General features: G+C 61.0%; 22 protein-coding genes. 7 read left to right on the top strand and 15 right to left on the bottom strand.

The window, feature by feature from the left end; translation table 11 throughout:
• Nucleotides 1–434 precede the first annotated feature (434 nt).
• Together DBP26_RS24605 and DBP26_RS24600 are read left to right on the top strand one after the other, a co-directional pair.
• Complete coding sequence (locus DBP26_RS24605; RefSeq protein ID WP_108240192.1) at nt 435–815, top strand: RidA family protein; 381 nt, start codon at nt 435–437, stop codon at nt 813–815.
• A 154-nt stretch (nt 816–969) separates the two neighbouring features.
• Nucleotides 970–2,964 (top strand): U32 family peptidase, encoded by a 1,995-nt coding sequence (locus DBP26_RS24600; protein WP_108240191.1) that lies wholly within the window; start codon nt 970–972, stop codon nt 2,962–2,964.
• Between the two features lie 84 nt (nt 2,965–3,048).
• Here the strand turns inward: DBP26_RS24600 and DBP26_RS24595 are convergent, their stop codons facing one another.
• The gene (locus DBP26_RS24595) at nt 3,049–3,354 is read right to left on the bottom strand and encodes a hypothetical protein (RefSeq protein ID WP_108240225.1); all 306 of its coding nucleotides are present in this window, start codon (nt 3,352–3,354) and stop codon (nt 3,049–3,051) included.
• 323 nt (nt 3,355–3,677) lie between these two features.
• Here DBP26_RS24595 and pcsA point away from each other — a divergent pair, with 323 nt between their 5' ends.
• Nucleotides 3,678–4,397, top strand: a complete 720-nt coding sequence (pcsA, locus tag DBP26_RS24590) for a phosphatidylcholine synthase (RefSeq protein ID WP_108240190.1) — start codon at nt 3,678–3,680, stop codon at nt 4,395–4,397.
• Nucleotides 4,398–4,467: 70 nt separating this feature from the next.
• Here pcsA and DBP26_RS24585 read toward each other — a convergent pair whose 3' ends face one another.
• Nucleotides 4,468–4,929 carry an Lrp/AsnC family transcriptional regulator gene (locus DBP26_RS24585; protein ID WP_108240189.1) on the bottom strand — a complete coding sequence of 154 codons (462 nt, stop codon included), beginning with the start codon at nt 4,927–4,929 and terminating at the stop codon, nt 4,468–4,470.
• Between the two features lie 206 nt (nt 4,930–5,135).
• On the opposite strand from DBP26_RS24585, the gene DBP26_RS24580 reads away from it, so the two are divergent.
• A complete protein-coding gene (locus DBP26_RS24580) occupies nt 5,136–6,293 on the top strand; it encodes an aminotransferase class V-fold PLP-dependent enzyme (RefSeq protein ID WP_108240188.1) in 1,158 nt (385 codons plus the stop codon).
• A 79-nt stretch (nt 6,294–6,372) separates the two neighbouring features.
• Nucleotides 6,373–7,515, top strand: a complete 1,143-nt coding sequence (locus DBP26_RS24575; protein WP_108240187.1) for a MalY/PatB family protein — start codon at nt 6,373–6,375, stop codon at nt 7,513–7,515.
• Between the two features lie 42 nt (nt 7,516–7,557).
• On the opposite strand, the gene DBP26_RS24570 is transcribed toward DBP26_RS24575, so the two are convergent.
• The 11 genes from DBP26_RS24570 to DBP26_RS24520 all read right to left on the bottom strand — a co-directional run bounded on the left by DBP26_RS24570 (nt 7,558) and on the right by DBP26_RS24520 (nt 18,375).
• Nucleotides 7,558–8,742, bottom strand: a complete 1,185-nt coding sequence (locus tag DBP26_RS24570; protein ID WP_108240186.1) for a DUF1624 domain-containing protein — start codon at nt 8,740–8,742, stop codon at nt 7,558–7,560.
• Nucleotides 8,739–9,677: a GTP cyclohydrolase FolE2 gene (gene folE2 / locus DBP26_RS24565; protein ID WP_108240185.1), complete on the bottom strand. Its 939-nt coding sequence runs from the start codon at nt 9,675–9,677 to the stop codon at nt 8,739–8,741. The genes DBP26_RS24570 and folE2 overlap by 4 nt, the downstream gene beginning before the upstream one ends.
• 152 nt (nt 9,678–9,829) lie before the next feature.
• Nucleotides 9,830–11,554: a gamma-glutamyltransferase gene (gene ggt, locus DBP26_RS24560; protein WP_108240184.1), complete on the bottom strand. Its 1,725-nt coding sequence runs from the start codon at nt 11,552–11,554 to the stop codon at nt 9,830–9,832.
• A gap of 244 nt (nt 11,555–11,798) precedes the next feature.
• Entirely contained in the window at nt 11,799–12,734 is a 936-nt protein-coding gene (locus tag DBP26_RS24555) for a sugar kinase (protein WP_108240183.1), read from the bottom strand.
• A 12-nt stretch (nt 12,735–12,746) separates the two neighbouring features.
• Nucleotides 12,747–13,952: an amino acid deaminase gene (locus DBP26_RS24550; protein ID WP_108240182.1), complete on the bottom strand. Its 1,206-nt coding sequence runs from the start codon at nt 13,950–13,952 to the stop codon at nt 12,747–12,749.
• A gap of 43 nt (nt 13,953–13,995) precedes the next feature.
• Nucleotides 13,996–14,760, bottom strand: coding sequence for an IclR family transcriptional regulator (locus tag DBP26_RS24545; protein WP_108240181.1), 765 nt, complete (start codon nt 14,758–14,760; stop codon nt 13,996–13,998).
• A gap of 122 nt (nt 14,761–14,882) precedes the next feature.
• Nucleotides 14,883–15,275, bottom strand: coding sequence for a RidA family protein (locus DBP26_RS24540; protein ID WP_108240180.1), 393 nt, complete (start codon nt 15,273–15,275; stop codon nt 14,883–14,885).
• A gap of 23 nt (nt 15,276–15,298) precedes the next feature.
• The gene (locus tag DBP26_RS24535) at nt 15,299–16,090 is read right to left on the bottom strand and encodes an amino acid ABC transporter ATP-binding protein (protein WP_108240179.1); all 792 of its coding nucleotides are present in this window, start codon (nt 16,088–16,090) and stop codon (nt 15,299–15,301) included.
• Nucleotides 16,087–16,749 (bottom strand): amino acid ABC transporter permease, encoded by a 663-nt coding sequence (locus tag DBP26_RS24530; RefSeq protein WP_108240178.1) that lies wholly within the window; start codon nt 16,747–16,749, stop codon nt 16,087–16,089. The genes DBP26_RS24535 and DBP26_RS24530 overlap by 4 nt, the downstream gene beginning before the upstream one ends.
• Nucleotides 16,750–16,761: 12 nt before the next feature.
• Nucleotides 16,762–17,424: an amino acid ABC transporter permease gene (locus tag DBP26_RS24525; protein ID WP_108240177.1), complete on the bottom strand. Its 663-nt coding sequence runs from the start codon at nt 17,422–17,424 to the stop codon at nt 16,762–16,764.
• 105 nt (nt 17,425–17,529) lie between these two features.
• On the bottom strand, nt 17,530–18,375 hold the full coding sequence (locus DBP26_RS24520) for a transporter substrate-binding domain-containing protein (protein WP_108240176.1): 846 nt from the start codon (nt 18,373–18,375) through the stop codon (nt 17,530–17,532).
• Between the two features lie 371 nt (nt 18,376–18,746).
• On the opposite strand from DBP26_RS24520, the gene DBP26_RS24515 reads away from it, so the two are divergent.
• Together DBP26_RS24515 and DBP26_RS24510 are read left to right on the top strand one after the other, a co-directional pair.
• Nucleotides 18,747–19,052 carry a hypothetical protein gene (locus tag DBP26_RS24515; protein ID WP_108240175.1) on the top strand — a complete coding sequence of 102 codons (306 nt, stop codon included), beginning with the start codon at nt 18,747–18,749 and terminating at the stop codon, nt 19,050–19,052.
• 194 nt (nt 19,053–19,246) lie between these two features.
• Nucleotides 19,247–19,615 (top strand): NUDIX hydrolase, encoded by a 369-nt coding sequence (locus tag DBP26_RS24510; RefSeq protein ID WP_108240174.1) that lies wholly within the window; start codon nt 19,247–19,249, stop codon nt 19,613–19,615.
• 38 nt (nt 19,616–19,653) lie between these two features.
• Here the strand turns inward: DBP26_RS24510 and DBP26_RS24505 are convergent, their stop codons facing one another.
• Together DBP26_RS24505 and DBP26_RS24500 are read right to left on the bottom strand one after the other, a co-directional pair.
• The gene (locus DBP26_RS24505; protein ID WP_108240173.1) at nt 19,654–20,079 is read right to left on the bottom strand and encodes a VOC family protein; all 426 of its coding nucleotides are present in this window, start codon (nt 20,077–20,079) and stop codon (nt 19,654–19,656) included.
• 117 nt (nt 20,080–20,196) lie between these two features.
• Nucleotides 20,197–21,102, bottom strand: coding sequence for a LysR family transcriptional regulator (locus tag DBP26_RS24500; protein ID WP_108240172.1), 906 nt, complete (start codon nt 21,100–21,102; stop codon nt 20,197–20,199).
• Nucleotides 21,103–21,290 lie beyond the last annotated feature (188 nt).

Here is a 21,290-nt window from a genome sequence, read left to right as displayed (position 1 = left end):
CCGACACACATCACGGCATGGCGCCTGAGCTGGCCTTCGATACTTCAGGCCACGCGTGTGCCCAGAAGCGCAGCCCGCAGGCCTGACAAAAATAAAAAACCCGCCGAAGCGGGTTCTTTTCTATCAAAACCATTCCAACGTCCTGTCGGCAGCGTTCCCGGCGAATGGCAGATCGTCCCTGACCTCTGAAGCGTTCCCTGCGCCTCAGTCGATGGATCCAATCTATTCCGATGGCTGAGCCCTGTAAACGGACGCTTTGCTGAACTGCGTGTAAGCCTTTGGCTATCCGCGTGTGCGATCAGTGACTGCGGGAAATCAGGCGGGCCCTGTGCACGCCCCGTCGGTCGGCAGGACAGTCCAACCTCGGTATGATGGTGGCGCCGTGTCGCTCCATAAGGGCGCGCCGCAGATTCCCTTCCCTGCAAGAGATGCTTATGTCCACTCAAGACGTTGTTTTTACCCCCGATCCCGACGCAGACTCCATTTCCTCCGACGTGGCCACTTTCGGCGGCATCATGGTTTCGACCCAGGTGCCTACCCGCCCGGACGGTAGCCTGGAGCTGGGAGACATCACCGTGCAAAGCGAATGCACGCTGCGCGCACTGAAGGATGCCCTGGAACGTGCAGGCAGTTCGCTGGACCGGGTGATGCACCTGACCATCTACCTGACCGACATGGCCGACCGCGCCGCATTCAACGACGTCTACAAGCGCTTTTTCGCCAAGCCCTGGCCAGTGCGGGCAGCGGTCGGCGTCGCGGCGCTGGCGGTCGAAGGCATGCGGGTCGAAGTGACGGCCATGGCAGCCACCCGCTGAACGCAGTACCGATCGAAGGCCTGCGGGCAGGTCTTCGATTCCCACCGGCTGCTTTTGCACCGGGAGTCTTCGCCCATCGGGCAGCTCAGGGGTGCCGGTCACACGTTTCGCCGCTACAATGCGCGCCTTGACCGTGAAGACCTACTAGAACGCCATGTCCCTACCCAAGCATCACCTGGAATTGCTCAGCCCTGCCCGCGACGTCGACATCGCGCGCGAGGCCATTCTGCATGGCGCTGACGCCATTTACATCGGCGGCCCGAGCTTCGGCGCCCGCCACAATGCCGCCAACGAGGTCCGTGACATTGCCGGGCTGGTCGAATTCGCCCATCGCTACCACGCACGGGTGTTCACAACGATCAACACCATCCTGCACGACCAGGAACTGGAGCCGGCGCGCAAGCTCATTCACGAGCTCTACGATGCAGGCGTCGACGCCCTGATTGTGCAAGACCTGGGTGTGATGGAACTGGACATTCCTCCCATCGAACTGCATGCCAGCACGCAAACCGATATCCGCACCCTGGAACGCGCCCAATTTCTCGATCAGGCCGGCTTTTCCCAGCTGGTTCTTGCTCGCGAGCTCAACTTGTCGGAAATCCGCGCCATCGCCGACGCCACCGACGCCGCCATCGAATTCTTCATTCACGGCGCGCTGTGCGTGGCGTTTTCCGGCCAGTGCAACATTTCCCATGCCCAGACCGGCCGTAGCGCCAACCGCGGCGATTGCTCCCAGGCCTGCCGCTTGCCGTACACCCTCAAGGACGATCAGGGCCGGGTGATCGCCTATGAAAAACACCTGCTGTCGATGAAAGACAACAACCAGAGCGCCAACATCCGCGCCCTGGTCGAAGCCGGGGTGCGGTCGTTCAAGATCGAGGGCCGCTACAAAGACATGGGCTATGTGAAAAACATCACCGCCTATTACCGTCAGCGCCTGGACGATGTCCTCGAAGACCGCCCGGACCTGGCTCGCGCCTCCAGTGGGCGCACGGCGCATTTCTTCCTGCCCGATCCGGAAAAGACGTTCCACCGTGGCAGCACCGATTACTTCGTCACCGACCGCAAGATCGACATCGGCGCCTTCGATACCCCAACCTTCACCGGGCTGCCGGTGGGCGTCGTGGAAAAGGTGGGCAAGCGTGATCTGCAGGTCGTCACCCATGATCCGCTGACCAACGGCGACGGCCTCAACGTGCTGATCAAGCGGGAAGTGGTGGGCTTTCGCGCGAACATCGCCGAACCCAAAGGCGAGTTCGAGGAAGACGGCGAGAAACGCTACCGCTATCGCGTCGAGCCGAATGAAATGCCAGCCGACCTCTACAAGGCCCGCCCCAATCATCCGCTGAACCGCAACCTCGACCACAATTGGCAGCAGGCGCTGCTGAAAACGTCGGCGGAGCGCCGCGTCGGGCTGTCATGGCAGGTTCAGTTGCGTGAGCAACGACTGGACCTGACCGCCATCAGCGAAGAAGGTATCCGCGCCAGCGTGTTCCTGAACGGCCCGTTCGGCGTCGCCAACAAACCGGAACAGGCGCTGGAGCAACTGCGTGACCTGCTCTGCCAGCTCGGCACCACCCAGTACCACGCCCTTGACGTCAAGCTCGACGCGCCACAGGCCTTCTTCATTCCGAACTCGCAACTCAAGGCCCTGCGCCGCGAAGTCATCGAAGCCCTGACCGAAGCGCGTGTCGCCGCTCACCCTCGTGGCGGCCGCAAGGCTGAGACCAGCCCGCCGCCGGTGTATCCCGAGGCGCACCTGTCGTTTCTGGCCAACGTCTATAACCAGAAAGCCCGAGATTTCTATCACCGTCATGGCGTCAAGCTGATAGACGCCGCCTACGAGGCCCATGAGGAAGCGGGCGAAGTGCCCGTGATGATCACCAAACACTGCCTGCGCTTCTCGTTCAACCTATGCCCGAAACAGGCCAAGGGGGTCACGGGTGTGCGCACCAAGGTCGCACCGATGCAATTGATTCACGGCGATGAAGTCCTGACGCTGAAATTCGACTGCAAGCCGTGCGAGATGCACATCATCGGCAAGATGAAGCCGCACATCCTCAATCTGCCGCAGCCTGGCAGCGCTCCGGTCGTCGGTCATATCAGCCCTGCCGACCTGCTGAAAACCATCCCTCGGGCGCCGCACTGAGAGAAGCTGGGCGTCATGGGGGCCAGACACACGTGCCCCATGGCGCCAAACCCGCTCGCTTCGACCTCGTTGGCGCCGTCCCGCCTATCGCCGCGCCAACTCATGGCGAGTGCACCCCTCGTAATACACCTGCCGAACGCTCTCCGGTCGCAGACGCGACGGACTGTCGTAGGTCTGTTCGGTAATGCCCAGCGCGCTGATTCGCATCCATTGTTGGGGAAACCGTCGGGCCTGCAACTTGTTTCGCGCACCGTACAACGTCAGCCCGGCCAGTTTGTATTGCTGCGCCGTGGCGGCGATACCCGCCCCCCAAGTGCACAGGTCTCTTTCCTGCTTGCTCAAATCCCTGGCCCAAACGCTACCTGAGCCACCTGCCAATAACGCAAACATCAGAAAGCCGGTGATAAATCGCATGCAGTTCCTTGCCTAACCTACTGACGAAGCTGGAATTCTGCCGATTCGGCATCTGCTGAGGGGCCAGCATATCGCCTGCTTTGGCCACGACCCGACCAATGACCGCTTGAAGTGTGCGCGTGATGACGCTTCCTGACGGCAGAAAATCCGTCCACCAACCGGCCCATGCCTGCTACCGTGTAAGGGTCTAACGTGAACCTTATCGACCCACAGCCGGTCGATAGTTGCACCTGTGGTCAGGTCGAGGGCACTCTGCGGTGACGTCGACCTGACTGGCTTCATTTCCAGAAGGACCGTCCATGATCCCGATTCAACGTATTGCCTGGCTCAAAGCATGGGGCGCCCATGGTTTCACGGCCACTGGCGTCGTCCTCGCCTTTCTGGCGACCATCGCCCTGTTCGACAATCAGCCCAAGGCCTGCCTGCTGTGGCTGGGCATCGCGCTGATCGTGGACGGGCTGGATGGCTCCCTGGCGCGCAAGGTCAATGTGCAGTCCGTGCTGCCGCACTTCGACGGCTCGGTGTTGGATCTGGTCATCGACTACCTGACCTATGTCTTCATCCCGGCACTGTTCATCTACCGCTACATCCCACTGCCGGATTACACGCTGCTGCTGACCATTTCCATCATTCTCGTGTCCTCGCTGTTCTGTTTCTGCAATACCGAGATGAAGAGCAAGGACAACTACTTCCAAGGCTTCCCGGCGGCGTGGAACGTGGTCGCGCTCTGTGTGTACATACTCTCACCGGCGCCGTGGTTGACGTTCATCACGGTCATCTGCCTGGCGCTGCTTACCGTGACCCGAATGAAGTTTCTCCACCCTTTCCGGGTGCGGCGGTTCATGCCGATCAATATCGCGGTGACCACCGTGTGGTTTCTGTGCAGCTTTCTGTTGGTGCTCAATCACCCCTACAACGGCTCATGGGTGCTCAGCCTGTGGCTGGCGATGTCGGCGTATTTTCTGGGGATCTGCATCTGGCGCACATCGCTGGAGTGGATCGACAAGGCGCGCTTTTAACGGCGCGCTCCGCCCGGATCAAAAAACGGCAACCCAGAGTTGCCGTTTTTTTTTTGCCTCGCCGCGCGCCTCACGGGGCGTAGCTCAGCGGTAATTGGGTGGTGGATTTGATTCGCTCCATGGCGAAGCTGGAGCTGATGTCGGTAATGCCCGCCAGGCGGATCAGTTTCTTGTACACCGCGTCGTAGCCAGCGATGTCCGGCACGACGATACGTAACATGTAATCCGTATCTCCCGCCATGCGATAGCATTCCACCACTTCGGGCAGGGTTTCCATGAGGTCGTGGAAGCGTTCCAGCCATTGGGCATTGTGCTGGTTGGTACGTATCGCGGCGAAGACCGTTACCGCGACATTCAGCAACGCGGGCTCCAGCAACGCGACGCGCCCCCGAATCATCCCCTGCTCTTCGAGTTTTTGTACGCGGCGCCAGCAGGCCGTGCTGCCCAGCCCGACACTGTCAGCGATGTCGGCGATAGCGCGTGTGCAGTCGGCCTGCAGGATGCCGAGGATGGCTTGATCGAATTTGTCCATGACCCTTGAAACCTCGAAGGAGTGAGCGCTGAGACGCGAGCTGCCGAAGCGAGACAAGCGCTTCAAGCGGAATGATATTCCCAGATCATGCCTACAAAGAGGAAATTATTCTAACTAGCTGGCTAATCAGCGTGGATTAATCAATTTTTTTTCGGCCAGACCGCCGTAAGATTTTCTCCATTACGGACAGCGCGGATTTCTCTCCCATGAGCACACTTCCTTGTTATTTCGATTACGCCGCCACGACCCCAGTCGATGACCGCGTCATTCACGCCATGGTCAGTTGCCTGGGGCGAGACGGGACCTTCGGCAACCCGGCGTCCAACTCTCACGCCTACGGGACCCTGGCGCGTCAGTCTGTAGAGCTCGCCCGTCGGCAGGTCGCCGAACTGGTTGGCTGCGGGGCCGACGACATCATCTGGACGTCCGGGGCCACCGAGTCCAATAACCTGGCCATCAAAGGGATCGCGCAGCGCGCAACAGGCGCCCGGCGGCACCTGATCACGAGCCGCATCGAACACAAGGCGGTGGTGGACACCGTGCGTCAACTGGAATTGGCAGGCTTCCCGGTCACTTGGCTCGACCCCGATGCGCAGGGGCTGATCCAGCCCGAGGCGGTCCGCCAGGCGCTGAGGGACGACACGCTTCTCGTGTCACTCATGCTGGTGAACAATGAGTTGGGCACGTTGACCGACATTGCAGCCATCGGGCAGTCGGTCCGTGAGCGCGGCGCACTCTTTCACGTCGACGCGGCACAGGGCGCAGGCAAGGTGGCGATAGACCTGAACGCGCTGCCGGTCGATCTGATGTCGTTTTCAGCGCACAAAATCTACGGTCCCAAAGGCATCGGTGCACTGTATGTGGGGGATCGGGCGCGGGGCATGTTGGACGCCCAGATTCACGGTGGCGGGCACGAACAGGGCTTGCGTTCCGGGACCCTGGCCACGCACCAGATCGTCGGGATGGGTGCCGCGTATGCCTTGGCCAGTGCCGAAATGCAGGCGGAGGTCGAGCGGATTGGCGCGCTGTCGGATCGCTTGCGCACGGGGCTGCTGCAACTGCCTGGGGTCAGCCTCAACGGCGACGCCCGCCAACGCATTCCGCACACCCTGAACCTGTGCGTCGCCAAGCCCGGCTTCAATGCCCTGAGCCTGGCCAGCGACCTGGCGGTGTCCTCCACTTCGGCGTGCAACTCTGCCCACAGCGGCGCGTCCCACGTGCTCCTGGCGATGGGACTGTCGCCAGAGCTGGCCGGCAGCAGCCTGAGACTGAGCCTGGGCCGTTACACCGAGGTCGCCGACGTTGAAAAGGCCATTGCCGTGATCAGTGAGCGGCTGAACAGCACTTCGAGCCCATTCTGGTAAGGCGGACGCAGCAAATGGGTGATGTTGCCGGACGGTCTCTGGCACAATCGCGGCTCTTTTTTTCGAGACCGTTTTCGGCATGGACCTGAACAGCGTTTACCAGCGCCTGAACACCGGCAGCAAGAAGTGGAGCCAATACCCGGAAGACGTGTTGCCCATGTGGGTGGCTGACATGGATTTCCCGGTGGCCGAACCGATCGTGATGGCGCTGAGAAACCGCCTGGAGCATCCCCTGCTCGGCTATTGCGTCGCGCAGGACAGTTTGCGCCAGACCTTGGTGGACCATCTCGCTCGCCACTACGACTGGGTCATCGAGCCTGAGGATCTGGTCTTTCTGCCCGGCGTCGAGCCCGGCGTAAACATGGCGCTGAACACACTGGTGCCGGCTGGCGGTGGCGTGCTGGTGCAGACGCCAAACTATTCACCGCTGCTGCACGCCCCGGCACACTGGAAGTTGCCGCGCGTCGACCTGCCATTTCGGGCTGATGCCAACGGCGAATACCCTACCGATCTTGAGGCCTTGCAGCGTGGCCTGGCTCGTTCCCGAGCCTTGCTGCTGAGCAACCCGCACAACCCGCTGGGCAAAGTCTTCGAACCTGAGGAGTTGCGCGCCATCGGTGAGGCCTGCGTGCAGCGGGACGTGCTGATCGTCTCCGATGAAATTCATGCCGATATCCTGTTCGACGGGCGTCGACATACCCCAATCGCATCGCTGAGCGCCGAGATCGCAGAGCGCACGATCACCCTGATGTCTGCCAGCAAGGCCTGGAACATCGCTGGGCTGAAAACGGCGTTCGCCGTGGTGCAGAACGCGGCCCTTAGAGAACGTTTCAATAACGGTCGCCTGGGCCTGGTAGACAGCGTCAACGCGCTGGGACTGGAAGCCACCGAAGCCGCTTACCGGCTGGGTGCCGATTGGCTGGCGCAGGTCAACGCCTACCTGCAGGGCAATCGCGACTACCTGGCGCAAACTCTCCAGACCCGTTTCCCGGGCATTCGCATGAACCTCCCGCAGAGCACCTACCTTGCCTGGCTGGACTGTTCGGCACTGGACATCGAGCATCCCCAGCAGTTTTTCCTGAAGCACGCCCGCGTCGCACTCAGTGATGGTCTGGAATTCGGCGCCGAGTGTGGCCAGTTCGTGCGCCTGAACTTCGGCTGCCCACGCTCCATGCTCGAGGAAGCCCTGGCACGCATGGAGCGCAGCCTTCAGCGTCGTTAGTCCTGCGGGTTGCCGTGCGCCCGGCTCACCGGGCGCCCCCTTTCAAAAATATTTCAGCCAGGCGATGTCCCGACGTCGTGCTTTCAGCGCAGCGAACCAGCGAACCGCGGGGAACAGCGCGACCGTCAGCCCTGCTGCGCACAGCCACAACGCCGCCACCGAGTCGAAGCCAAAATAGCGGCCTTGGGTCGTCCCCCAGATGGCCACCGCGATCAGGTACAGCACCTTCAGGACGTAAAGGTGCAGCAGGTAAAAGAACATCGGCGCAGCCCCGAAGATGACCAGCGGTTTCAACCAGCGGCGTTCGCTCCCGCGCTCCAGCCACGCGAGCATCAACAGGCCCACCCCTAGGGTCAGGCAAATGAATAGCAGCGACGGGGGGTATTTGGTGATGTTGAAGATGCTCATCAGCGTCTGGGTCGTGGTGTCCCCTGGGGCCCATGGCTTTTCCCCGTAGCCGTTGAAGCTGCGCAGTACCAGAAACGCCGCCAACAACCCGAAACCCCAGGCGATCAGGTTGATTTCGCGGACTTGCGGCGCGACGCCTCTGGCGAACCAGGGCCCAGCCGCGTAGCCCACCGCGATGACACCGATCCACGGCAACACGGGATACGACGTGCGCAGACGCAGTCCCTCGGTGATCTCGATCCAACCACGATCGTGCAGGATTGCCCATGGAATGTGCATCCAACTGTCCGGGCCGAAGTGGAGGCTGTCCAGCAGGTTGTGACCGGCAAGAATGGCAATGCCAATGATGGCCACCGAGCCGCGAGGCAGCATCACCAGCACCGACAGCGCCAACATGCTCAGACCGATTGCCCAGATCACCTGCAAGTAGATCACCGAGGGCGGCAGCTCGAACGTCCAGGCGAAATTGACCAGCGTCAACTCCAGCACGACCAACACCCATCCACGAACGAACAGAAAGCGCGCCACCTCAGCCGTGCTCCGATGGCGTTCTCCGTATAGGAAGGCCGAGAGCCCCGTCAGAAAAACGAACAGCGGCGCACAGAAATGCGCCAACGTGCGGCTGAGAAACAGCGCGACGCTGGTGGTGGTGACGTCCATCGGATCCGTCACCTGATGATGTAGAAAAAACGTCTCCCGCACGTGGTCCAGCAACATGAAGAGGATGATCAACCCACGCAGCGCGTCGATGGACTGCAAGCGAGCCTGATGCACCAGGTTCAGCGGGGCGTCGACAGGCGGTAATGATACGGACGTCATGCCCAGCGCCCCTTTGCGTCAGGTTGAACGTTGCGCACCGGGCGCGTGGAAGAGGAAGCCACGGCATCGTGAGGGTGCAGACTCTCTCGGTGAACGACCGAGACGTGGCTGACGGGGAACTTGCCGCTCACGGCCTGTTGCACCTTGCGTACCGCATCTTCGACGTACATCAGGTGCTGCCCATTGAGCCGCGCGAAGGCTTGCTCATCGGCGCGTTTCACCGCCGTTTGTACAGGGGTGCCCAGCGCGTCTTCGATCAGCTCGATCAGCGGGAGCAAACCCAGGCGGTCTGCCTGCGGATGCACCGGCACCTGAACCCGCGCCACGCTGCGTTGGCTGTGGGGCGTCGCGTATGAGCCGTGCTGGCCAATCCACTGCGCCACTTGTCCGCTGTCCACGGGGCCCGCACCGAATTGTGCGACGAAAGCCTGTTCCAGGAGTTGACGAGACAGCGCCGCCGAACAGGGGCAGGTCGACGAATACGTCACATCGACGCTGACCTCCAGCGTCAGAGCGCCCTGCTGCCACTGCGCATCGACCGTCACCGGGTAGGACTTCCAGCCACTCAGGCCCTCCGTCACCAGTGCGGGGCGTTTGCACAGCAACTGGAATGCCAGGCGCAATCGCGCCCGAGTCGAATGGCAGTCCGCATGGCTGGCCACCATCAATTCCAGTAGCGCGGCGAGACTTGCCGGGCTGACCGCCTGATGCTCGGCGAAGCGGTCGAGTAAGGTGTACAGCCGAGACATGTGGATGCCCTTGATCTGCGGGACAGGCAGGTCCACCTGCAGATCGGCCAAGGCATGCACCAGGTGAGCAATACCCGGTTCGTCCAGGTTCAAGGGAATGTCGATGCCTTGCATACCGACCCAATCGAGGGGCAGCGAGGTGTAGGACGGTTCGGAGGAAGCGACGTCGGGAAGCGAGGTGGTCATGAGGCAATACGAGCTCGAAGCATGATGTTTAACTTAGTTATAACATAACACTTCGCATCCGTACTCACATCCGTTTTGGCCCTCCAATGATCGCCGGACCCGGCGTCGAACCGGAGCAGCGGATCCCCCCTGCCCCGGAGCGCCTCAGCGTTTCAATAGCCCAGCGCCAGTCCCGTATTGCGCCGTGGATCGTTCGCACCGTAGAAGCGGTTGTTGCCTACCGGCTTGCCGCCGAGAGACGGCGCGCCCACCAGGATGGCAGCGAGGTGGTTGGCGTCCTGGGGGGTGGCAAATTTATGGCCCCAGCTTTCCAGAATCTTTTGCGTGTCGGGGCTGACCGCGAATTTCTCCAGGTTGGTGGTCTCCGGCATCCATTGCTGGTGGAAGCGCGGCGCATCGACGGCTTCCTGAATGTTCATGCCGTAGTCGATCACATTGAGCATGGTCAGCAAGGTGGCGGTGATGATCCGACTGCCACCCGGCGTGCCCACCACCATCACCGCCTTGCCGTCCTTGGTGACGATGGTCGGGCTCATGGAAGAGAGCGGCGTCTTGCCCGGCGCGATGGCATTGGCTTCACCCTGCACCAGGCCGTACATGTTGGGAACTCCGACCTTGGCCGTGAAATCATCCATCTCGTCGTTGAGAATCACGCCGGTCTTGCTGGCCATGACACCGGCACCGAACCAGTCGTTGAGGGTGTAGGTCACCGACACTGCGTTACCCCATTTATCGACGATGGAATAATGCGTGGTGTTATTGCCCTCGTGGGGTGCGACGCCGGGCTTGATGGCCTGGGAATCGCCTGCCTTCTGTGGCTCGATGGCGGCGCGCAGCTTGGCGGCGTAATCGCGGTCCAGCAAGTGGGCGATCGGGTTGTTCACAAAATCCGGATCGCCCAGGTAACTGTTGCGGTCGACGTAAGCGTGGCGCATCGCTTCGATCTGGTAATGCAGACCTTGGGCAGAGTGATAGCCCAACGCTTTCATCGGGTAGCCTTCGAGAATGTTCATGATCTCGCAGATGACCACACCGCCCGAGCTGGGTGGCGGCGCCGACACGACGTGATACCCGCGGTAGTCGCATTCGATGGGCGCCAATTCGCGGGTCTTGTACCGGTCCAGATCGGCCTGCTCGATGATGCCCTTGCCCGCTTTGCTGGAATCGACGATGGCCTTGGCCACCCAACCCTTGTAGAAGCCGTCAGTGCCCTTTTCGGAAATCTCCTTAAGGGTTTTTGCCAGGTCCTTCTGCACGAGCATGTCACCGACTCGCATCGGTTCGCCTTTGTTGAGAAAAATCGGGGCCATGTCCTTGTCAGCCTTGAATTCGTCGGTCGCCGTGTGCAACAAGTCGATGTCGCCCTGCTTCAGCGCGAACCCGTTCTCGGCGAGGCGTATCGCCGGGGCCATCACCTGCGACCGCTTTTGGGTGCCGTATCGACTCAGCGCCAGCTCCATCCCGGAGACAGTCCCGGGCACGCCCACCGCCAAATGGCCTTTGGCGCTCAGGTCTGGCACCACATTGCCGTCCTTGTCCAGGTACATGTTGGCTGTCGCAGCCAGTGGGGCCTTTTCCCGGAAATCGAGAAACGTCTTGCGTCCGTCTGCCGACTGGATGGTCATGAACCCGCCGCCACCCAAATTGCCCGCGGCGGGGTACACCACTGCCAGGGCATAACCCACGGCAACTGCTGCATCCACGGCATTACCCCCGGCCTTGAGCACATCGACCCCCACATGGGTAGCCAAATGCTGTGCAGTGACCACCATGCCGTTTTCGGCAGCGACCGGGGCGACGGAGGCCGCATACGAGGAGGAACAACCGAGGGTGAACGCGATCGCAATCAGCGACCGGGACAAGGGTTCATGTTTCATGGGTCGACTCTCTTTGTTGTTTGACTGTGAAACTGCGTTGGCAGGTCGAGCTTCGTTGAGCACCTGTGCTCACGACGGCTCGCCCGGCATCCTTGCAACTGCGGGTGCACATGGGTCGAAGCGCTTTCGAACGACCGACTGGGTCCAGGGAGGACCTGTCAATCGCACCAAAATAGCGCAACAAAGCGAATCAACCTAGCGCCGATGTCGACCTTTCCCAGCTCGCCACCGACGATAAGGCATTTCAATCCGGCATGGCCGCCTTGGGAATCACCGCTCCCGGATGCTGGATGACGCGGCTGGCCAAGCGATGGCCTGCTTCGGCCGCCTCTTCGGCAGAGCCTCCTCGAAGACGCTGTGCCAGATAGCCCGCGCTGAACGAATCCCCCGCCGCGGTGGTGTCGATGACCCGTTCCACCGGGTGCGCAAGCACCTCGTGGCGATGCGTACCCAGGCGCACCCAGCAACTGCGGGCGCCACGTTTGATGACCACTTCCGTCTGGCGAGCATAGGCCTGCATGATCTGCTCACTCTCGACATAGCCGAACAGCGCCTGCTCATCCTCCTCGGTCAGCAACGCCACATCGACCTCGTGCAGGATCGCCCGATAGGCCTGCCGGGCCTGATCGACGCTCCGCCACAGACGCGGGCGGTAGTTATTGTCAAACACGACCCTGGCGCCGCGATCCCGGGCGTCGCCCAGCGCGGACAACAGCCGTGCGCGCCCCACCTCCCCCAGCACCGCCAGCGTGATGCCGCTAAAATACAGCACGTCGTAATCGAGCAATGCAGTGAGGACCGCATCAGCGGACGGCGTGGTGAAGCACTCCCGCACGGCCGCTTCGTTGCGCCAGTACAGAAAACGCCGCTCACCTTGGGCGTCGGTCTGGATGCAGTACAGGCCGGGCAAGCGCCCGGGCAGGCGTTGGACCTGGCTCAGACCGATGCCCTCCTCGGCCCAGACCGCGCACATCGCGTCGCTGAAACTGTCATCGCCCAACGCGGTGACATAATCCACACGCGCCTGCGGCCCCAGCAGCCGCGACAGGTAGATCGCTGTGTTCAGCGTGTCACCGCCGAAACTCTGCTTGAGGGTTCCATCGGCGGACTGCTGCAACTCAATCATGCATTCGCCGATCAAGGCGATACGCGGGTGGTCGTGACGGATCAATTCGCTCATGGCGGGCTCTCGTCAGAAACAGGTGCTGAAGGTTTCGATGACGCCCAGGTCGTCGCCCACCAGGCAACCGGTGCGCCACTTGTCGAAGGTCAGGCACGGATGCGAGGTGCCGAAGGAAATAATATCCCCCACCTTCAGCTCGCAGCCCTCGGCGACGGTCATGAACGCGTGCTGGTCCATCACTGCGGTCACTGTGCAGGCGCTGACATCATCGCCCTGCGCCGGCACCACACCGGCCCGGTAGCGTTTGATCGGATTGGGCATGCCTGCGTCGAAAGCGACGTCACGCTTGCCCATGGCGATGACGGCAAAGCCCGGCTCTGGCAGTGATTGCACATGTGCCCAGACTTCCAGCGCCGGCTGCAAGCCTTCGCTCAAGTCCTGTCGGCGGTCGAGCACGCAGCATTGCGCTTGCTTGTAGATGCCGTGGTCATGCACCACATAACTGCCGGGCCGCAGCACGGCAAGAAAGCGCTCGCGCACGTCCTGCCTGTCGAATTCCTCAGCGATCAGGTCGTACCAGGCCGACCCGGAAGCGGTGACGATCGGACGCGCCAGCGCAAACGCGCCCTTGTCCTGAAGGTCGATGGCCAGCTTCACCAACGACGCCGCGAATGCACGGATCCCGGCAATGGCCTTGTCGCCATGGATCACGCCTTCGTAACCCTCTATACCGGTCAGTTTGAGGGCGGGTTGCGCCGCAATGGCGTCTGCCAGGGCCATGACCTCGGCCTCACTGCGGCAACCGCAACGACCGCCCACCACGCCGTACTCGATCATCACATTGAGCTGCACGCCTTTAGTGGCGAAGAATTGACCTAAGGCTTCGACGTTGTCCGGATGATCGACCATGCAGTGGAAGTCAAAGGTGGCGTCGGCGAGCATCTCAGCGATGATAGCCATGTTCGGCGCCCCAACCAGTTGGTTGGCCATCAGCACGCGCCGCACACCATTGACGTAGGCCGCCCGGGTCTGCGTCGCACTCGCCAGGGTCATGCCCCAGGCCCCGTGATCGAGCTGACGGCGAAACAGGACCGGCACCATGCTGGTCTTGCCATGGGGCGCGAGTTCGGCGCCGCTGTCGTTGACGAACTTCTGCATCCAGCGCAGGTTGTGTTCCAGTGCCGCATCGTGGATGACCAGCGCCGGCAGGCTGACGTCACGGACCAGTTGATCGCCCGGTTGGGCGGCGCCTTTTTCGAGGGCGGCGATGTGCATGAATGTTCTCCTGAATGCGTGTTCTGTTCGAAGTAACGAACCGTTAATCGTTGACCCTGCGAGCCAGGCCGTTCGCACTGTCGATCAGTACGCGCCGGTAATGCTCGTAATGGGCCGTGGCATCGGCCCGCGGGGCGACGATGCACAGCGTGGCGATACAGATGCCCTGCTTGTCACGCACGGGGGCGGCGAAACAGTGGGTAAAGGTGTCGGCAATGCTGTTGAAGGAAAAAAAGCCATCTTCATGGGCCTTGCGGATTTCCTGAATGAACGTGTCCACTGCCAGCCGCTGGCCATCTGGCAGGATGAAGTCGTCAGGGTCGATCAAGTCGATGATCGCCTGATCGGTCAGGTGGCCCAGCAGCAGGCGGCCGGAAGCGGTCCAGGGAATGGGCGCGTCTTCGCCGACGTCCGAGGAAATGCGGAAGTGCCGGGCGCCCTCTTTCATCAGGGCGACCGTGTATTTGCGGCCGTTGAGCAGACACATCTGCGCGGTTTCGCGAGTCTGCTCGACGATTTCTCCCAGACTGATTTCCGCCTCGCGGGTGAAATCGAAATGCCGAAGGTGCGCCTGCCCCAGGAAGTACAACTGCCGCCCCAGGTAGACGTGGCCGTCCTTGCCGACGTTTTCCAGAATGCGCCGTTCCAGCAATGAAGCGACCAGCTCATACACCGTCGATTTCGGGCTGCCGATACCACTGGCGATTTCGTTGGGGCGCAACGGCGAGCCCGTCACCTTGAGGAAATCCAGAATATCGAACGCCCGGTCTAAACCTCGGGCCCGGCGTTTGATGGTGTCTTCTGTCATAGCAGCAGTTCCGAGCTGAGTGGCGTGGGGCGAAGAGCACCTCACGCCTAGAAAAAGAGGGCGACAGTTTCAAGCCGCACGCGTTGAGCCGCAAGTGGCCAACCACGCGGCGGGCTCGAGGCTTAAAGCGACTTTTTCTTGTAAGCGATGCAGTCGATCTCGACCTTGCAGTCCACCATCATGCTCGCTTGCACACAGGCCCGCGCCGGGGCGTGCTCCGGTTTGAAATACTCACCGAACACCTTATTGAAACTCCAGAAATCCCGGGGATCTTCCAACCAGACACCGACCCGAACCACATCTTCGAGGCCGTAACCGGCTTCATCGAGGATCGCAATCAGGTTCTGCATGGTCTTGTGGGTCTGCTCGACGATGCCCCCGACGATGATCTCGCCGTTCTCAGCGGGCACCTGGCCGGACACATGCAGCCAGCCGTCAGCCTCTACAGCGCGAGCGAACGGACGTGGCTGGCCGCCACCTGCGGTGCTACCGGCGCCGTAACGGGTAATGCTCATGTCATAACTCCTTGGTTGAGCGTTCAGAAACGGATGTTCTTCAAAAATTCTGCGAGCCGAGCCGACTTTGGCTGCTCGAACAGGGTTTTGGGCGGGCCTTGCTCCTCGATGCGGCCTTGATTCATGAACACGATCTGGTCCGAAACTTCGTACGCAAAACGCATTTCATGAGTGACCAGCAGCATGGTCATACCCTCCTCGGCCAACCCCTTGATCACGCTGAGCACTTCGCCGACCAACTCCGGATCCAGTGCCGAAGTGACTTCGTCGAACAGCATCAGGCTCGGGTTCATGGCAATGGCACGGGCGATGGCGACGCGCTGCTGCTGGCCGCCGGACAACTGGCCCGGATAGTGATTGCGGCGCTCGAGCAAACCGACTCGCTCGAGCCATTTTTCCGCCAGCGCGATGGCCTGGTCCTTGGGCAGTTTCTTGACCTTGAGCAGCCCCAGGGTCACGTTCTGCAGGGCGGTCAGGTGCGGAAACAGGTTGAATTGCTGAAACGCCATGCCGGTCATCGCGCGGTGCTGGGCGATGACTTTTTCGGGATGTCGCACCCGCTTGCCATTGACCTCGCTGTAGCCGATGTCCTGGCCTTCCAGGCGAATGTGGCCGCCCTGAAACTCTTCCAGCAGGTTCACGCAACGCAACAGCGTGGTCTTGCCCGAGCCACTTGAGCCGATCAGGGTCACCACGTTGCCCTTGTTCATTTTCAGGTCAACGCCCTTCAACACTTCTACAGGGCCATAGGATTTGTGCAGCCCTTCGATGCTCAGCAGGGCCGGGGCGACGGTCGCGGTTTGAATCTGTGTCATGGCAAAGCCACCCGTTTTTCGATGCGCCGCCCGAGAAGCTCGATGGCGTAGTTGATGACGAAGAAGAGAAAGCCTGCGAACAGGTAAAACTGCAAGGTCATGAAATTGCGCGCGATCACCTGCTGGGTACTGAGCAGCAATTCAGCCACGCCAATCACCGACAGCAGAGTCGAGGCCTTGACGATCTCGGTGGACGAGTTGACCCAGGTCGGAAGCATCTGGCGCAGCGCCTGAGGCAGCAAGACGTAGCTCAGCGACTGGCCGAACGTCAGGCCGATGGCCTTGCCCGCTTCCAGTTGACCACGCGGAATGGCCTGCAACGCGCCGCGGACGATTTCCGCCACGTGGGAGCCGCAGAACAAGGTCAGGCCCAACGCTCCCGCATTGAAGGCCGAGATCTGCCAGCCCAGTGCCGGAGCCATGTAAAAGCAGGCCAGCACCAGCACGAACACAGGGGTGCCGCGAATCAGGTCGACGTAGGCGCGAAACGGCAGGCGCGCCCACCATTTGCCATAGGTCAGGATCAACCCGGCGAACACGCCAATCACCGTGCCGCAGACAATCGCCAGCCCGGCGCACTGCACGCTGGTCAGAAATCCATTCCACAGCGCCTCCCGCGCAATCCACAACTCCTGTAGCCATGTGGGTTGTTGGTACATGCCCCAGCCCTCCTAGCGGCGAATCGCCAAGCGCTGTTCGAGGTAGCGCAAGAGCATGGCGATGAGGTAACAAGCCGCGACATACAACGCCGTAGTCACCAGCCAGGTTTCGATGACCCGGTAGCTCTCGACGTTGATTTTGCGCGCGTAATAAGTCAGCTCGGGAACCGCGATAGCCGCAGCCAGCGAGGTGTCTTTGAACAACGAGATGAAGTTGTTGGAGAGCGCGGGCAGTACGTTGCGCAGCATCACCGGCACGATGATGTAAGCCCGCACCTGCCACTCGCCCAGGCCGATCGCCAGCCCGGCCTCGCGCTGGCCCTTGTGGATGCTGAGCAACCCTGCACGGAACACCTCGGTCAGATACGCCCCTGCGTACAGCGACAGGGTGACAATGAACGAAGGGATTTTGTCCAGGCGCAGGCCCAGTGTCGGCATGGCAAAGTAGATCAGCAGGATCAACACCAGGATGGGCGTATTGCGGACCACCGTGACGTACACCGACGACACGACGCGCAACGCGCGGTATTTCGACAGCATCGCAAACGCAGCCATCAGGCCGATCACGCAGCCGATGGCGATGGAGACCAGGGCCAATTCAAGCCCTAATCCCAGTCCCGCCAGCAGGCTGGGGAAGTCCCGCCAGACTGCTGCAAAGTTCAACTGATAATTCATGGTCAAGGGCACCTGAGGCAGGAAGGCGCCGTGGCCTTCACCGCCCCCGTCAATTCAGTGGCAGCCGCGATCAGCAAGCAGCGGATGTCGAGCCCGCCACGCGGATCACTTGTATTCCATCGGGAAACCGATCTGTGGCGTCGGCAACTCAACGCCGAACCACTTCTTGAACGACTCTGCGTAGGTCGGGAACTCAACACCGGTCATGGCTTCATGCAAGGCAGTGTTAACGAAGTTCAGCCAGTCCTGATCGCCGCGCTTGACCGCGCAGGCGTAGGTTTGCGGGCTCCAGGCGAAGGCTGGAGAGCGGTAGCGGCCTGGGTTCTGCACCATCAGGTATTTGACCGAAGACTGATCAGTAGCGGCCGCGTCGGCACGCCCGGAATTGATGGCCTGGTACATCAAGTCGACGCTGTCATATTGATCGACCTTGGCTTTGGGCAGGGCCTGATGAACCAGCTCTTCGGCATACACGTTTTGCAGCACCGCGACAGTGACGCCGTCGCCCGCCGCTTTGAGATCGTCGATTTCCTGGTATTTGCTGTTGGCAGGCAGCAGCAGTGCCACACCTTCGCGGTAGTACGGCAGGGTAAACGCCACCTGTTGGGCGCGGCTGGCGGTGACCGTGATGAACTGACAGCTCATGTCGACCTTGTCGGTCAGCAGGTTGGGAATCCGCGCATCGGAAGACTGCACCACGAACTCCACTTTATTGGGGTCGTTGAACAAGCCTTTGGCGACGATGCGTGCGATGTCGATATCGAAGCCCTGCAATTTGCCATCGGCCCCCTGGAAATGCCAAGGCGCATTGGTGCTGCCGGTGCCGACCACCAAATGACCACGCTGCAATACGCTGTCGAGCTTGCTGTCCGCCGCCTGGGCAGTGGCTGCCAGCCCTGCTGCTACCAGAACGAATGCACAGGCTTTCAAGAAAGAGGGTCCGCGCTTCATGGAATGAACTCCGCCGAGATGATGTAATATTCCGCTATAGCGGAAACGTGTATGTAACAGCGGAATAGACAGCAGAAAGTGTGCCACAGAATGGCCAGAACGCAACACACAGCGAAAGGCCAGCAATATCAAGGGGCTAGCAATCCTCGGCCGGTTCTTGTAACCGCGTAGCCGTACCCGGTTGCGCTACCGTTTACCCCATGGCGTGTCACGAAGCCCCAGGGTTGTGCGCGGTGCGCCACAACTGAGCGCACATGCGTCAGCATTGGAGCCGAGCCACTCGTCACTGCAGGGGCACATTACTTTCCCGACCGGTGCCCAAGATTTGACGACAGTGACTTTGTCACCATCGCTACTAACGGAGATCGATCATGCGCACTCACACACTCAAGCGTTTGCTGACCGCAGCCGTCCTGGTTAGCACCTACGCGTTGATATCAAGCACAGCCATGGCCGCGGGCGACGTGGAAGGCTCAGCGTTGCCGCCGGGTGTGAACCCTTCTTCTCCGGCCGGAGGCAATGGCGGGGATGCTCAAGGCTACGAAAAGCGATCCGCTGTGCCCGACCCGCCAGGCTCGGCAGAGAAGATTTCACCCAAGTCAAAGACAAGTGCCCCACGCGTCCCGGTGGACGCGAACAGCGCCCCCCATGAGAAATCGACGGTCAAGAAACCGTAACGGTATTGCAGCGTTCTCTACCGTGCGGTTCGCTAAGCTTGGGGTCATCCGGAAGAAAATGAGCCCTCAATTCGAGGGCTGGGGAACATTGGCACCGTTAGTGCTTCGAAGCCTTATATGAAGCTTTTGTGACATCCGCGTGACGATCGCTCCGGCACGCGCATCTCACAGGTTGTACGGTGGAGGGACATCCAATGAAAGAACGCGCCACAGTCATTTGCCGACGGGATAACCACATTCTGTACGTGCGCAAACCCAAGTCTCGCTGGACACTGCCGGGCGGCAAAGTCGAGGCCAATGAATCGCCTGCCCAAGCCGCAGCGCGAGAGTTGCGCGAGGAGACCGGGTTGATCCTGGAGGAGTTGGACTTCGTTACCCGCTTCGAAGGTGGCGAGGTGCTTCACCACGTTTTCGAGGTCTCGGTCACCTTCATGGCGACCCCGGCCCCACGTAACGAAATCGCCGATTGCCGATGGTTCACCGCCAAGGAGCTGGGTAACCTTAAGGTCAACCCAGCCGCCAAATCCATCGTCAAAGCATTTCTCAGCGACAACGTCCGCTGAGACTGGCGGTTCTGCGCTAGCAACGACCTGTCACGCCCCTACTTGGCAAACAGTTGCCCGATGTCCTTGAAGGCCTTGAATTCCAGCGCATTGCCGCAAGGGTCGAACAGAAACATGGTCGCCTGCTCCCCGACCTGCCCCTTGAAACGCACATAGGGTTCGATCACGAATGGGGTCTGTCGGGCGCGCAGCCGCTCCGCCAACGCCTCCCATTCATCCCACTTCAACACCACGCCGAAGTGCGGTACAGGCACGTCGTGCCCGTCGACCGCATTCGAGTGCGCCGACGCCTGGGACGCGGTCTGTGGGTGCTCGTGGATGACCAACTGATGGCCATAGAAATCGAAGTCTACCCACTGAGCGCTCGACCGGCCCTCGGACAGTCCGAAGACCTCGCCGTAGAAATGCCGGGCCGCGGCAAGGTCGTACACGGGAATAGCGAGATGGAAGGGAGAAAGACTCACGGTAGGATCCTGCCAATGGTTGTGTGCAGTGATTCTTGTCGCAAAAGCGGTGGATGGAAAGCGGATATCCTGAGGGCTGAGCAACGATAATTTCGTTGCATCGGCAGCCTTGGCGCTTCATTCGCCGACGTCAATGGATGGGTGCGCAGGCCTGAGGCTCGCCATCGCATCCATGACACACGTCCTGAAAAGACGAAAAAGCGGTGCTTCGCGATGTGCGTAGCGGCTCAGCAAAACGATCTCGCGGAAAAACACCCGTTCGCCCAATGGCAGCATTCGCACCGCCGAGCTGTTTTCAAGCCACACCCCTGCCATCGGCACCAGAGCGACACCCAATCCGCTGCCCACCATTTTGACAATGGCATCCAGTTCATCCAGTTCCAGCGTTTGGCGGACCTGCAACCGGTGCTCACGGAGGAAGCGCGTCACTGAGCGACCACCGAAAGAATTCCGGTCGTAACGAATGAATGGATGGTCTTGCAGCAACATCAGGGGGTCGTCGCCCTCCACGTCCGGGGGCGTGATCAGCACGAAGGGTTCACGGGCTATGACTTCAGCGCGCAGGTCCTTGGGCAATGCAAAAGGAGGCGTGATCATGATCGCCAGGTCCAGATCGCCCGAATCCACCAGGCTCAGCAGATGCAGCGACACGCCGGGCACCACACTGGCCTCGATGAACGGCGCACGGTCCTTCAGCGCCACCAGCACCTGCGGCAGGATCCCGGTCTGCGCCGTGCCAATCGCACCAATGCGCAATGCGCCGCGAAAGTCGTTGTCGGCATCCGGCGTGCCCATCCGGGAATAGAGTTGCAGCATCTCCTCGGCGAGCGGAACGGCCCGCTGGCCTGCCGGATTGAGCGAAATCGCGCGGCCAGAACGCTCGAACAACTTCACGCCCAGGCCGTCTTCCAGGGTGCGAATCTGCGCACTCACCGCCGATGGGCTCAGCCCCACCTCTTGTCCGGCCGCCGCGAACGAACCGCGTCGTGCGACGCTGATGAAGGTTTTGATTTCTCTGATCACGCCATGACCTTGCGCCGATGAAGTGCCAGGAGTTTATCGCGATCAGCACAGACAAGAATGGGCTTCTGTCATTGGACGAGCGGAAATCACTGGCGTACAAATGCCAGCACTGCGACGACGGCCGAGCTTAGGACCGCGAGCGTGGCTGCAGGATATGGGCTGTCCGAGGACGAATAGCGCCCTGCTCG

The sequence above is a fragment of the Pseudomonas sp. RIT409 genome (assembly GCF_003052515.2).
Classification (GTDB): Bacteria; Pseudomonadota; Gammaproteobacteria; order Pseudomonadales; family Pseudomonadaceae; genus Aquipseudomonas.
Note: the sequence above shows the minus strand (reverse complement) of the source record. Positions and strands in the feature narration are given on the sequence as shown.